The 12,690-nt window shown below is 73.6% G+C and carries 10 protein-coding genes; 6 read left to right on the forward strand and 4 right to left on the reverse strand.

What is annotated here, in order from left to right:
• Positions 1-40: 40 nt before the first annotated feature.
• Both ACFYP3_RS23775 and ACFYP3_RS23780 read left to right on the forward strand, forming a co-directional pair.
• A complete protein-coding gene (locus ACFYP3_RS23775) occupies positions 41-973 on the forward strand; it encodes a LysR family transcriptional regulator (protein ID WP_388835893.1) in 933 nt (310 codons plus the stop codon).
• A gap of 31 nt (positions 974-1,004) precedes the next feature.
• On the forward strand, positions 1,005-2,000 hold the full coding sequence (locus ACFYP3_RS23780) for a TAXI family TRAP transporter solute-binding subunit (protein WP_388835896.1): 996 nt from the start codon (positions 1,005-1,007) through the stop codon (positions 1,998-2,000).
• A 63-nt stretch (positions 2,001-2,063) separates the two neighbouring features.
• On the opposite strand, the gene ACFYP3_RS23785 is transcribed toward ACFYP3_RS23780, so the two are convergent.
• Together ACFYP3_RS23785 and ACFYP3_RS23790 are read right to left on the reverse strand one after the other, a co-directional pair.
• Entirely contained in the window at positions 2,064-3,143 is a 1,080-nt protein-coding gene (locus ACFYP3_RS23785; RefSeq protein ID WP_388835899.1) for an ROK family protein, read from the reverse strand.
• 21 nt (positions 3,144-3,164) lie between these two features.
• A complete protein-coding gene (locus ACFYP3_RS23790; protein ID WP_388835902.1) occupies positions 3,165-4,241 on the reverse strand; it encodes a LacI family DNA-binding transcriptional regulator in 1,077 nt (358 codons plus the stop codon).
• A 504-nt stretch (positions 4,242-4,745) separates the two neighbouring features.
• Between ACFYP3_RS23790 and ACFYP3_RS23795 the strand changes: the two genes are divergently transcribed.
• The gene (locus tag ACFYP3_RS23795; protein WP_388835905.1) at positions 4,746-5,999 is read left to right on the forward strand and encodes a glycosyl hydrolase; all 1,254 of its coding nucleotides are present in this window, start codon (positions 4,746-4,748) and stop codon (positions 5,997-5,999) included.
• A 115-nt stretch (positions 6,000-6,114) separates the two neighbouring features.
• On the forward strand, positions 6,115-8,307 hold the full coding sequence (locus ACFYP3_RS23800) for an endo-beta-N-acetylglucosaminidase (RefSeq protein ID WP_388836007.1): 2,193 nt from the start codon (positions 6,115-6,117) through the stop codon (positions 8,305-8,307).
• A gap of 4 nt (positions 8,308-8,311) precedes the next feature.
• Here the strand turns inward: ACFYP3_RS23800 and ACFYP3_RS23805 are convergent, their stop codons facing one another.
• Together ACFYP3_RS23805 and ACFYP3_RS23810 are read right to left on the reverse strand one after the other, a co-directional pair.
• Positions 8,312-9,724, reverse strand: coding sequence for an ATP-binding protein (locus ACFYP3_RS23805; RefSeq protein WP_388835908.1), 1,413 nt, complete (start codon positions 9,722-9,724; stop codon positions 8,312-8,314).
• 12 nt (positions 9,725-9,736) lie between these two features.
• Complete coding sequence (locus ACFYP3_RS23810; protein WP_388835911.1) at positions 9,737-10,507, reverse strand: response regulator transcription factor; 771 nt, start codon at positions 10,505-10,507, stop codon at positions 9,737-9,739.
• Positions 10,508-10,805: 298 nt separating this feature from the next.
• Between ACFYP3_RS23810 and ACFYP3_RS23815 the strand changes: the two genes are divergently transcribed.
• Positions 10,806-11,591, forward strand: a complete 786-nt coding sequence (locus tag ACFYP3_RS23815; RefSeq protein WP_388835914.1) for an amino acid ABC transporter ATP-binding protein — start codon at positions 10,806-10,808, stop codon at positions 11,589-11,591.
• Between the two features lie 118 nt (positions 11,592-11,709).
• The gene (locus tag ACFYP3_RS23820) at positions 11,710-12,561 is read left to right on the forward strand and encodes a glutamate ABC transporter substrate-binding protein (protein ID WP_388835917.1); all 852 of its coding nucleotides are present in this window, start codon (positions 11,710-11,712) and stop codon (positions 12,559-12,561) included.
• Positions 12,562-12,690: the final 129 nt, after the last annotated feature.

The following is a 12,690-nucleotide window of genomic DNA, read 5'->3' on the forward strand; positions in this document are numbered from 1 at the left end:
GTCCAAGAGCGGGTTCTTCTGCGATCTAGAATCATCGGTTATGGAACTGGCTCAGCTGCGCTATTTCGTGGCGGTGGTGGAGGAGGGCGGCTTCACCCGCGCCGGGGCGCGGCTGCACGTCTCCCAGCCGGGGGTGAGCGCACAGGTACGCCGGCTGGAACGGGAGCTGGGACAGCGGCTGCTCGACCGGTCCGGGCGGCGGGTCACGCCGACCGAGACGGGCGAGGCCGTCCTCTCGTACGCGCGGGCAGCGCTCGCGGCGGTGGAGGGGGTGCGGCGGACCGCCGAGGAGTTCTCCGGGCTGCTGCGCGGGAGGGTGGCCCTCGGGCTGATCCCGGGCGCCGCCGGGGCGGCGATGGAAGGGTTCGACATGGTGGAGGCGCTCGGGGACTTCCACGACGAGCACCCCCGGGTGGAGATCGCCCTGTCCGAGGACACCTCGGAGCGGATGCTCGCCGCCCTGCTGCGCGGGGAGCTCGACCTGGCGGTGGTCGGCCTCGGCGGGGAGCCGCCCGCGGGGATCTCCTGCCAGGTGGTCCTCGACGAACCCCTGGTGGCGGCGGTCCGGGCGGACGACCCCCTCGTGGCGCGGTCCGTGGACGGCGGGATCCCGCTGGCGGCCCTGCGCGAGCGGGCGCTCATCAGCCTGCCGCGCGGGACGGGAATCCGCGGGGTGCTGGAGCGGGCGTGCGCGGAGGCGGGGTTCGCGCCGCGGGTGGAGTTCGAGGCGGCGGCGCCCGTGGTGCTGGTCCGGCTGGCCGCGCGGGGCCTGGGGGTGGCCGTGGTGCCCTCCGGGGCGGAGTCCGGCGCGGGCCCACGGGCCGGCGCCGGGCTGTGCGCGCTGCCGATCACCGAGCCGGCGCTGAACGGGCGGGTGGCGCTGGCCTGGCGGACGGCCGGGCCGGCCGGACCCGCCGCCCGCGCGTTGCTGGGACGGCTGCGCGCGCAGGCCCCCGGACGGCCCGCGCCGTGACAGGAGCGCGGTCGGGTGGCAGGATCGCGCCATGCCTCTCGTACCGCCCCGGATCAGCAGGCGCCACGCCCTGCGGGTCCTGGTGGCCGTACTGGCCGTGCTCGGGGTCCTCACCTGGTGGCTGAAGCCCTTCGGGGAACCGGAGCTGCACGGCGAGCTGACCTTCAGCACGGGCGCCCGGACCGGCGTCTACCACCGGTACGGGCAGCTGCTGCAGCAGGCGCTCGCGCGGGACGCGCCCGGTGTGGAGGTCCACCTGGAGACCAGCGAGGGCTCGCAGGAGAACCTGAAGCGGGTGGCCTCCGGCGAGGCCGACTTCACGGTGGCGACCGCGGACGCGGTCGCCAAGTACCAGCTCGACGGGAAGCCGCGCGCGGACCTGCTGCGCGGGGTCGCCCGGCTCTACGACGACTACGTACAGCTGGTGGTGCCGGCCGATTCGGCGGTGCAGTCGGCCCGGGACCTGAAGGGCAAGCGGGTCGCGATCGGCCAGCCGGGGTCCGGGGTGCGGCTCGTCTCGGAGCGGCTGCTGAGGGCGGCCGGGCTGGACCCGGTGCTGGACATCACGCCGGTGTCCATAGGGATCGACACCATGCCGGCCGAGCTGGAGGCGGGCCGGATCGACGCCTTCTTCTGGTCCGGCGGCCTGCCGACGAACGCGGTGCGCGAGCTGTCGGAGCGGTACCAGATCCGGCTCGTGCAGCTCGGCGACCTGGTGGAGCAGTTGGAGGGCAGCGGCAGTCCGGCGCGCTACTACCGGACGGCGGTCATGCCGCAGGACGCGTACGCGCGGGCGCGCAACACCAGCGCGGTGACGACCCTGGCCGTGCCGAACCTGCTGGTGACCACGGCCGAGACGGACCCGAAGCTGACGGAGCAGCTGACGCGGACGGTGATCCTCGGCCGCGACCTCGTCGGCCGCGAGGTGCACGCGGCGCAGCTGGTGGACCTGCGGACGGCGATCTACACCGATCCCCTGGACCTGCACGAGGGGGCGGGCCGGTACTACCGGTCGGTCAAGCCCTGAGGTCCCCGACGAGCCCTACGAAGCCGAGCCGCGAGGCCGAGCCGACGGGCCGGGGCCGAGGTCCTAAGAGGGCGGCGGCGACGGCAGCAGCATCATCGCCGCGGCGGCCGCGCCGATCAGGCCCGCGTGGGTGCCCAGGGTCGCCGGGACCACCTGGAGCTCCTTGACGAAGGAGAGCGTGGCGTAGGCCCCGAGGTGCGCGCGGATCGGCGCGAAGAGGATGTCGCCGGAGGCGGCGACCCCGCCCCCGATGACGGCGACGTCCGTTTCGACGAGGGTCGCGGTGGCGGCGATGGCGGCGGCCAGCGCACGGCCCGCGCGGTCGAAGGCGGCCAGGGCGATCGGGTCGCCCGCGGCCGCGGCCGCCGCCACACCGGCGGCCGAGGCGTCCCGTCCGGTCCCCGCGCCGTTCGTGTGGTCCGCCCGGTCCGCCGTGCTTCCGCCGGCCGTTGCGGTCCCTGCGCTCACGGCGCCGGACGGGGTCCAGCCCTGCTCCCGGGCCCAGCGGGCGATCGCCGTGCCCGATGCGATCGACTCGACGCAGCCGCGGCTGCCGCACACGCACGGCTCGCCGTCGAAGGCCACGCTGATGTGGCCGATGTGCCCCGCGTTGCCCGTGGGGCCGGGGTGCAGCTGGTTGTTCAGGATGAGGCCGCCGCCCACGCCCGTGGAGACCACCATGCAGAGCGCGTTCGCGTGGCCCCGGGCCGCGCCCAGCCAGTGCTCGGCGGCGGTCATCGCCACACCGTCCCCGGCCAGTACGGTCGGCAGCTCGGCCCCGCGCGCCGCGAGCTCCGCCGCGACCCGGGCCTGGACCGGGAACTCCCGCCACGCCCCGATGTTCACCGGGCTGACCGTGCCCCGGGACGTGTCCACCGGGCCGGCGCTGCCGATCCCGCAGCGGACGGCCGAGGCCCACAGCGGGGAGCCGGACAGGTCGGCGACGACCTCGGTCACCGCCGACATGACCCCCTCCGCGTCCACTCCGCGGGGGGTCGCCCGACGGGTGGTGGCGGTCATCGTGCCGTCGGGGTGCACCAGCGCACCGGCGATCTTCGTACCGCCGATGTCGATCGCCACCGTCAGGCCGGCGGCCGCCGCGGCGGCGCGCGGTGCGGGGAAGGGTGCGGTGGGGGTGATCACGGTGGCGGCTCCAGGAAGGGTTCAGGATTCAGTATGCGCCGGGGGCGGCGCCGTGCTCTCGCGAGGCTCCAGGCGCGGCTGCTCGCTGACCCGCACTCCGGGCGGACCGCCCGCGAGGACGGCGAGGAGCTCCTCGGCGGCGAGCCGGCCGAAGCCGGCGGTGTCGCGCACGAGCGCGGTGAGCCGGGGGTGGGTGACCCGGCAGAGCGCGGAGTCGTCCCAGGCCACGATGGAGAGCCGGCGCGGGACGGGGATGCCCAGCTCGGCGGCGACCGCGCTCCCGGCGACGGCCATCACGTCGTTGTCGTAGACGAGCGCGGTGGGCGGCCGGGGCTCGGCGAGGACCCGGCGGGTGGCGGCGGCCCCCTCGGCGTCGGAGTAGTCGGTGACCACCGAGCGCACCTGGTCGGGGCCGAGCCCGCGGCGCGCGGCCTCCGTCCGCAGGGAGTCCATCCGGCGGACCGTGTGGGCGAGGCCGGGGAGTCCGGCGATGTGGACGATCCGGCGGTGGCCCAGCCCGTGCAGGTGGTCCAGGACCCGGGCCATGGCCCCGGCGTCGTCGGCCCGGACCGAGGAGACCACCGCCGGCGCGGAGGCGGCGACGGGATCGGGTCTCGGCTCCGGCTCCGGCTCCGGCTCGCCGATGGTGACCGCGGGCAGGCCCAGCTGCCCGAGGAGCGCGGGGCGCGGGTCCCGCATGCGCGGGTCGACGACGAGGACCCCGTCGACCCTCCGCTCGGCCCACCAGCGCCGGTAGACCGCGCATTCGGCGTCGATGTCCTCGACGACCTGGAACAGCAGGGCGGTCCGGGCCGCGGAAAGGACCTCCTGGATGCCGGAGACGAGTTGGAGGAAGAAGGACTCGACGCCGAGCGTGTGCGCGGGCCGGGCGAGGACCAGCCCGACGGCGCCGGACCGTTCGCCGGAGAGGGCGCGGGCGGCGCTGTTGGGCTGCCAGCCGAGTTCCTCGGCGACGCGGCGGATCCGGGCCCGGGTGTCCTGCGAGACGCCGGGCCGGTCGTTGAGCGCGAACGACACGGCGCTCTCCGACACCCCGGCCTGCCGGGCGATGTCCTTGATCGTGGGTCTGCGGGCCATGGCCTGCCTCATTCGTCCTTCGGGTGCGTCACGCGTGGCGGAACACGGATGGCAATGGCCGGACCGTACGCGATCCCGCCGGTGTCCGTCGGCACGTGCGGGGTGCAGGGCGGCGGGCGCCCTCAACTGCCCTGTCCCGTAAGGAGAATCGGCGTCGGCCAGGCCGATCGGCACGCTCCGGACGCCGGTGCCGCCGACCCGGACCCGTACCGGCCGATCGCCATGACCAACTCCCGCAGGCCGTCGGGAGTTCCGGCGGCCCGGGGAAGAGGGCCGGGGTGGTGACCGCCGTGACCGAAATACCGCTGTCCATTTCCACGCACCACCCTGTGACCCGTCGCAGCTAAACCGCATTAGTTCCGCCAGGCTCCAGCGCACGGAACCCTTGTGTCAACTGGACTCAAGCGCATAAGTAATCATCTCTGAGGCCCTGTTGACTTTCCCCATCCGCACCGGCAGGTTGTGGCCCACCTCGTGAATTCCCCCAGAACTCCAGGACGCCTCGTGCACGATCACGCGCTCCGCTTCGGCGCCAACTACACGCCGGCCCGCGGCTGGTTCCACCACTGGCTGGACTTCGACCTCGACGAGGTCAGGGCCGACCTGGACTCGATCGCCGCGCTCGGGCTGGACCACGTCCGCGTCTTCCCGCTCTGGCCGGTCTTCCAGCCGAACCGGACGCTGATCCGGGCGCGCGCCGTCGAGCAGCTCGTCGCGCTCGCGGACGCGGCCGCCGAACGCGGTCTCGACGTCAACGTGGACGGGCTGCAAGGCCATTTGTCGAGTTTCGACTTCCTGCCCGCCTGGACGCGGACCTGGCACCGGCGCAACCTGTTCACCGACCCGGAGGTGGTCGCCGCGCAGCAGGAGTACCTGCGCACGCTGGCCGCCGCGCTCGCCGACCGGCCGAACTTCCTGGGCATGACCGTGGGCAACGAGGTCAACCAGTTCTCCGGCGCCCCGCACCCCGACCCCGACCGCGTCACCCGGGACCAGGCCGACCGCTGGCTGGAGCGGATGCTCGCCGCCTGCGAACAGGGCGCCCCCGGACGGCTGCACGTGCACGCCGAGTACGACGCCGCCTGGTACCAGGACGGGCACGCCTTCACCCCGGCCCAGGCGGCCCGGCTGGGCGCCGCCACCGCCGTGCACTCCTGGGTGTTCAACGGCACCGCGCAGCGCCACGGTGGGCGCGGGACGGCGACCGAGCACCACGCGGCGTACCTCATCGAGCTCTCCAAGGCCTGGGCCCTCGACCCGCACCGCCCGGTGTGGCTCCAGGAGGTGGGCGCCCCGGCGCCGCTGATCCGGCCGGAGCACGCGGCGCGGTTCACCGAGGCCACCGTCACGAACGCGCTGGACTGCCCGGACCTGTGGGGCGTGACCTGGTGGTGCTCGCACGACGTGTCCCGCGAGCTCGCGGACTTCCCCGAGCTGGAGTACGGGCTCGGCCTGCTCACCAACGACCGCCGGACCAAACCGGCCGGCGCGGTCGTGGCCCGCGTCGCCCGGGAGTGGCGGGGCCGCGCGCACCGGCCGCCGGTGCGCTCGACCGCGCTGGCCGTGGACGCCGGCGGGGAGGACGAGGCTCCCGGCCGGTCCGTGTGTGCCCCGGGCGGCGCGTTCTTCGATGCGTGGGCCGCGCTGACGGCCCAGGGGGTGCGCCCCGCGGTGGTCCTGGCGGAGCGCGCAGGGGACCCGGCCCACCTGTCGGCGCGCGGCATCACCGAGGTGCTGCGCGTGCACGACGTGACCTGACCGATCCGATCCCTCGTGAGGAGCCCGCATGGCCGAGACCGACGAGACCGGCACGCCCGACGAGACCGGCACGTCCGACGAGAACCGCGCGCAGCGCGAAACCCACGTGGCCCGCATGACCCGCGAGACGCGAGAGCCGCACGAGCCCCGCGTCACCGACAGCGGCGTCGCACCACGTACTCCGGCCTCGCCCTTACGGCCGACCCGGCGCGCGGTGCTGGCCGCCGGGGCCGGGGCCGCAGCCCTGCTGGGCGCCGCGGGCCGGGCCCCGTGCGCGTCCGCCGCGCCGGGGCCCGCCCCCGCCCCGCCGACCCCGGCCGACCTGGCCCCGTACGCCTCGTACTGGTTCCCGGACTCCCTCCCGGCGGGGACCCCCGGCCCCGGGATCGTGTGGCGCTCGCTCCTGCGGTGGAGCCCGGAGAGCGATCCCGACCTGGCCCACAACACCGCGACCGTGCCCTTGGCGCAGCGGTTCACCCCGGTCCCGGCGAACCGGACCGCCCGCGCCGGCCAGGCCCGGATCGCCTCCCTCGTCTCCTTCGGGCCCACGGCCGGGAACCCGTCCCAGGGCTCCCCGACCGCGGACCATTACGCGCTCACGCACTGGGCGTACATCGACGAGCTCGTCTTCTGGGGCGGCTCGGCCGGCGAGGGCATCGTGCTCGCCCCGAACGCCCCCGTGGTCGACGCCGCCCACCGCAACGGGGTCCGGGTGCTGGGCAACGTGTTCCTGCCGCCCGTCGCCTACGGCGGCGACCTCCGGTGGACCCGCGACCTGGTGCAGCGGGACGCCCTCGGCCGCTTCCCGCTCGCGGACAAACTCGTCGACGTGGCGCGGACGTACGGCTTCGACGGCTGGTTCGTGAACGCCGAGACGGACGGCGGAGACAGCGCGCTCGCGGCGCGGATGCGGGAGTTCCTGCGTGCCCTGCGGACCGCGGGCGAGCCGTACGGGCTGCGCATCACCTGGTACGACGCCATGAACACCACCGGCCGAGTGGGCTGGCAGGGCGCCCTCAACCCGCTCAACCAGGAGTTCTTCGAGGACCGGGCCGGGAAGGTCGCGGACACGGTGTTCGTGGACTTCCGCTGGACCGCGCAGACCCTGGCCGCGTCGGGAGCGCTCGCCGAGCGGCTGGGCCGCTCCCGCCACGAGCTGTGGGCGGCCGTGGACACGGAGTCCCGCGGCTGGGACTCCCCCGTCCCCTGGGACGCGATCGTCCCGCGCGACCGCGAGCACGTCGTCAGCTACGGCTTCTACCGGCCCGAGTGGACCCGCAACCACCTCGCCGACCGCTCCCCCGGTGCGTTCCACCTCGCCGACGACCGGTTCTGGACGGGCGAGTCCCTGGACCCCGCCCATCCCGCACCCGAGTCAGAGTCCGGACCCGGGGCCGGGTCCGGGGCCGGCTGGCGGGCCCCGGCCACGGCCGTCGCCGACCGGTCCACGGTCACCGGGCTCCCCTTCGCCTGCTCGTTCAACACCGGGCACGGGCTGCGCTGGTACGAGAACGGCAGGGCCGTCTCCGACACGCCCTGGAACCACCTCGGGCTCCAGGACCGGCTCCCGGGCCGCCGCTGGGCGGTGGACACCGCCGGCGAACGCCCCTGCGTCACCCTGGACTTCGCGGACGCCTGGCGGGGCGGCTCCAGCCTGCTGGTCACGGGCGCCTTGACCGCTCCGGCCGTCGTCGGGCTGCACTCCACGCGGCTGCCGCTGACCCGCGCGAGCGTCCTGGAGCTGGTGCACTCCGGCGGGTCGGGACCGGTGGCGGTGGAGGTCGGCGTGGCCACCCGCGAGCCCGCCGCCCCCGGCGAGCCGGTCCCGTACACGTGGCTGCCCACCGGGAGCACGTCCCGCGGGCAGGGCTGGCGCACGGCGCGGGCCGGGCTCGGATCGCTGGCGGGGAGCACCGCGTACGCGCTGGCGGTGCGGATCACCGCGCTCGACACGGTGCCGGTGGTGTGGCGGCTCGGCGCCCTGGCGGTCCACGACGCGCCCCGCGCCCGGCGGCCGGCCCCGCCCACCGCGCCGAGGGTCGACGCCGCGGCCCGGCAGGACGGCAACGCCCGGCTGCGTCTGTCCTGGCGCGCCGCGGCCGGCGGGGAACCCCGGCCGCGCCACTACGAGGTGTGGCGCGTCTTGCCCGACGGCACCCGCCGCTTCCTCGGCGGCACCTGCGGCACCGCCCTCTACCTTCCGGCCGTCCCGCGGGCCGGCCGGGAGCGCGCGGCCGTCTTCGAGGTCCGGGCCGTGGACGAGCTGTACGCGGCCTCGGCTCCGGCCCGTACCGCCCTCGGCTGGTAGCGGCTCAGGAGCCGTGGGGGCCGGTGCGCGGCACGGACACGGTGACCCGCAGCCCGTGCGGCGGGTTCGTCCCGTACGAGAGGGACCCGCCGCCCGCGGCGAGCAGCGCGCGGGAGATCGACAGGCCGAGCCCGGAGCCCTTGATGTTCTGGTGGCGGCCGCTGCGCCAGAAGCGGTCGCCGACGCGGAGCAGCTCCTCCTCGGTGAGGCCGGGGCCGCGGTCGGCGACGACCACGCGGGCGACGCGCCCCTCGGCGGCGACCGACACCTCGACCTCCTCACCCTCAGGGGTGAACTTGAGGGCGTTGTCGATGACGGCGTCGAGCGCGCTGGACAGGGCGATGGGGTCGGCCCAGCCGGTGACCGCGGACCGGCCCGTCTCGGTGATCCGTACGCCCTTCTCCTCGGCGTACGGGCGCCAGGCGGCGACCCGCTCCGCCGCGAGTGCCCCGATGTCGGTGAGGCTGATCTCGGCGGAGGCGTGCTCGGCCAGCGCCAGGTCCAGGAGGTCGTCCAGCACCTGGGTCAGGCGTTTGCCCTCGGTGCGTACGGAGGCGATCTCCTCGTTCCCCTCGGGCAGTTCGAGGGCGAGCAGCTCGATCCGCAGGAGCAGTGCCGCGAGCGGGTTGCGCAGCTGGTGGGAGGCGTCGGCGACGAACGCCCGCTGCTGCTCCAGTACCTCTTCGACGTTGTCGGCCATCTCGTTGAACGAGCGGGCCAGGCGTTGGAGTTCCGGGGGTCCGCCCGCGGCCGCGACGCGCGAGTTCATGCGTCCGGTGGCGATGCCGTGGGCGGCCGCGTCCAGGGTCTGCACGGGTTTGAGCACCCAGCTGGTGAGCCGCAGGGCTGCGCCGAAGGCGACCAGCATGGCGGCGGCGAGCCCGCCCGCGATGAGCAGCCAGCCCTGCAGGATCCGGCCGCGCATCAGGTCGGTCGGCGAGTCGGTGGCGACGACCGCGACGACGTCGCCGTCGAGGACGACCGGGGAGACGACGAGCAGTCGGCCGTGGGTCTGCCAGGGCCACACCTGCGGCGGGTCGTGGCTGCGCCGGCCGGCGAGGGCCTCCTCGAAGGCACGGCGGCCCTCGCCGGATTCGGGGAGCTGCCACCAGCTGGGCGAGCGGGCCATGTCGTTGTCGTCGCGGTAGAAGATGCCGACGCGGATGCCGTACAGCTCCTGGTAGCGGGCGAGTTCGAGCTGAAGGGTCTCGCGGCGCGCGTCGGCGCCGGTGGATCCGGAGCCCTGGGCGTCGATGACGAGCTGGGCGAGGGCGGCGAAGCGGGCACTGTCGTCGATGCGGTCGACCACCACCCGCTGCTGCTGTCCGGCGGCCAGGCTCACCGCGAGCGGGAAGCCCAGCGCGAGCAGCGTGCCCGCCATCAGGATGACGAGCAGCGGGAGCAATCGGGCGCGCACGGCAGCAGACCCCTAGGGGGCGGTCGGGGCGGACGGGGCGGTCGGCGAGGGCGGCGAGGTCGGGGCGGTCGGCGAGGTCGGCGTGACGAGCCGGTAGCCCACCCCGCGGACGGTTTCGATGAGGGCGGGCATGCGCAGCTTGGAGCGCAGCGAGGCGACGTGGACCTCCAGGGTGCGCCCGGTCCCCTCCCAGCTGGTGCGCCACACCTCGCTGATGATCTGTTCGCGGCGGAAGACGACACCCGGCCGCTGCGCGAGCAGGGCCAGCAGGTCGAACTCCTTGCGGGTGAGTGGTACGTCCGCGCCGTCCACGCTGACCCGGCGGTTGGGCAGCTCGATGCTGACGGGACCGAGCCGGACCGTGGCGGGCGTACCGGTCCCGGTGGCGGCGGCCTCCTCGGAGGCGCCGGTGCGGCGGGCGACGGCGTGGATGCGGGCGAGGAGCTCGCCGGTGTCGTAGGGCTTGACGACGTAGTCGTCGGCGCCCATGTTCAGCCCGTGGATGCGGGAGCGTACGTCGGCGCGCGCGGTGACCATGATGACGGGGGTGGCGGTGCGCTTGCGGATCTTGCCGCACACCTCGTACCCGTCCTGGTCGGGCAGACCGAGGTCGAGCAGGATCACCCCGTAGGGAGAGGCGCCGGGCGGGGCGCCGGCGGGCAGCAGCGCCTGCAGGGCTTCCTCGCCGTTGCGGGCGTGGGTGACCTGGAAGCCGTGCCGGGCGAGGATCGCGGACAGGGCGGCGGCGACGTGATCGTCGTCCTCGACGAGCAGCAGTCTCATGTCGTCCCCCTCTCCTTCTTCTCACTCACGGGCTTCCCGGGGCATGGTCACACGGATGGCCGCGAGGTGGCCATCCTGCATACACGCCGATGCGGAGTCCCACGTCAAGGGGGTTCCGTCGCGGCGCGCCTTCCGTTACGCACCCGGTACGCGCCGCATTCGGCCACGCAGGTGTCGCGCACGGAGCGTATCCGGGGGAAGCCGGATCGTTATGCTCAATTCTCCCTCAGATGTGATGACGTTGTGGACGTCACGTCACTACTGTCCTCCCAACCGAGGAGGACGGAGCAAGAAGCCGATGAGCGGAGTATCAGTGACCAAGGACGTGCAGGACGCGGCCGGTGCCGCGGACGACCTGGTCGTACTGAGCAACGTCAACAAGCACTTCGGCGCGCTGCACGTGCTTCAGGACATCGATCTGAGCATTGCCCGCGGTGAGGTAGTCGTCGTGATCGGTCCCTCGGGATCGGGCAAGTCCACGCTGTGCCGGACGATCAACCGTCTGGAGACCATCGACTCGGGCACCATCACGCTCGACGGCAAGGAACTGCCCTCCGAGGGCAAGGAGCTGGCCCGGCTGCGCGCCGACGTCGGCATGGTCTTCCAGTCGTTCAACCTCTTCGCGCACAAGACGGTGCTGGAGAACGTCATGCTGGGCCAGCTCAAGGTCCGCAAGACCGACAAGGCCGCGGCGCACGAGAAGGCGGTGGCCCTGCTGGACCGGGTGGGCGTCGGCTCGCAGGCCGACAAGTACCCGGCGCAGCTCTCCGGCGGCCAGCAGCAGCGCGTGGCGATCGCCCGGGCGCTGGCCATGGAGCCGAAGGTCATGCTGTTCGACGAGCCGACCTCGGCTCTCGACCCGGAGATGATCAACGAGGTGCTGGAGGTCATGCAGCAGCTCGCCCGGGAGGGGATGACCATGGTGGTCGTCACGCACGAGATGGGCTTCGCCCGCTCCGCGGCCAACCGGGTCGTCTTCATGGCCGACGGAAAGATCGTCGAAGAGGCCACGCCCGAGCAGTTCTTCAGCAACCCGCGCAGTGACCGCGCCAAGGACTTCCTGTCGAAGATCCTGCACCACTGAGGTTCTCGTCTGGTAGGCATCCGTATGCGGATCGCTGCCGGAACGATTCCTGTCGGCCGCGCGTACGCCGTAAGCGTCGCTCGTCGTTCAACAACGTCTCATCCGAGGGAAGTTCATCATGAAGATCTCCAAGGCCGCCGCGGCCGCGGCCGTCGCCGTCGCCCTGTCCCTGACCGCGACCGCCTGTGGCGGCAGCGAGAAGGACGCCGCCAGTGACGGCGGTGCGTCCGGTGGCGCGAAGGACAAGATCGTCGTCGGCATCAAGTACGACCAGCCCGGCCTGGGCCTGAAGACCCCGGACGGCAAGTTCACGGGCTTCGACGTCGACGTCGCGACCTACGTGGCCAAGGAGCTCGGCTACGAGCCGAACCAGATCGAGTTCAAGCAGGCTCCCAGCGCCGAGCGCGAGAACCTGATCTCGAACGGCGACGTGAAGTTCGTCGTCGCGACGTACTCGATCAACGACAAGCGCAAGGAGAAGGTCGACTTCGCCGGCCCGTACTTCCTCGCGCACCAGGACCTGCTGGTCCGCGCCGACGACACGAGCATCACCAAGGTCGAGGACCTGAACAAGAAGAAGCTCTGCTCGGTCACCGGCTCGACGTCGGCGCAGAACATCAAGAAGACCCTGGCCCCCGAGGCCGACCTGCTGCAGCAGGGTGGCTACTCCGAGTGCCTGACCGGCCTGGAGAACAAGGCCGTCGACGCCCTGACCACGGACAACTCGATCCTGGCCGGTTACGCCGCGCAGGAGAACAACAAGGGCAAGTTCAAGCTCGTCGGCCTGAGCATGAGCAACGAGAACTACGGCATCGGTCTGAAGAAGGGCGACAAGGAGCTCCAGACCAAGATCAACGCCGCGCTCAAGAAGATGGTCGAGGACGGCAGCTGGCAGAAGGCCGTGGACAAGAACCTCGGCCCGGCCAACTACAAGAACGAGCCTGCCCCGCAGATCACCGAAGGCAGCTGATTCATCGGTGAGGTGGGGCGCCCCCCCCCCGGGGGGGGGGGGGGGGCCCCCCCCCCGCCCCCCCGGGGGGGGGGGCGGGGCCCGGGGGGGGGTTTTTTTGTTTCGGGGCGGTCCCCGGGCGGGGGGGCC

Origin of the sequence: Streptomyces sp. NPDC005533, from assembly GCF_042871845.1 — a bacterium.
In the GTDB taxonomy this organism is placed as follows: Bacteria; Actinomycetota; Actinomycetes; order Streptomycetales; family Streptomycetaceae; genus Streptomyces.

Coding starts and splice junctions, on each gene's coding strand:
- ACFYP3_RS23800 (WP_388836007.1), top strand. CDS start 6,115: ATGACCCGCGAGACGCGAGAGCCGCACGAGCCCCGCGTCACCGACAGC.
- ACFYP3_RS23820 (WP_388835917.1), top strand. CDS start 11,710: ATGAAGATCTCCAAGGCCGCCGCGGCCGCGGCCGTCGCCGTCGCCCTG.
- ACFYP3_RS23780 (WP_388835896.1), top strand. CDS start 1,005: ATGCCTCTCGTACCGCCCCGGATCAGCAGGCGCCACGCCCTGCGGGTC.
- ACFYP3_RS23790 (WP_388835902.1), bottom strand. CDS start 4,241: ATGGCCCGCAGACCCACGATCAAGGACATCGCCCGGCAGGCCGGGGTG.
- ACFYP3_RS23815 (WP_388835914.1), top strand. CDS start 10,806: ATGAGCGGAGTATCAGTGACCAAGGACGTGCAGGACGCGGCCGGTGCC.
- ACFYP3_RS23810 (WP_388835911.1), bottom strand. CDS start 10,507: ATGAGACTGCTGCTCGTCGAGGACGACGATCACGTCGCCGCCGCCCTG.
- ACFYP3_RS23775 (WP_388835893.1), top strand. CDS start 41: ATGGAACTGGCTCAGCTGCGCTATTTCGTGGCGGTGGTGGAGGAGGGC.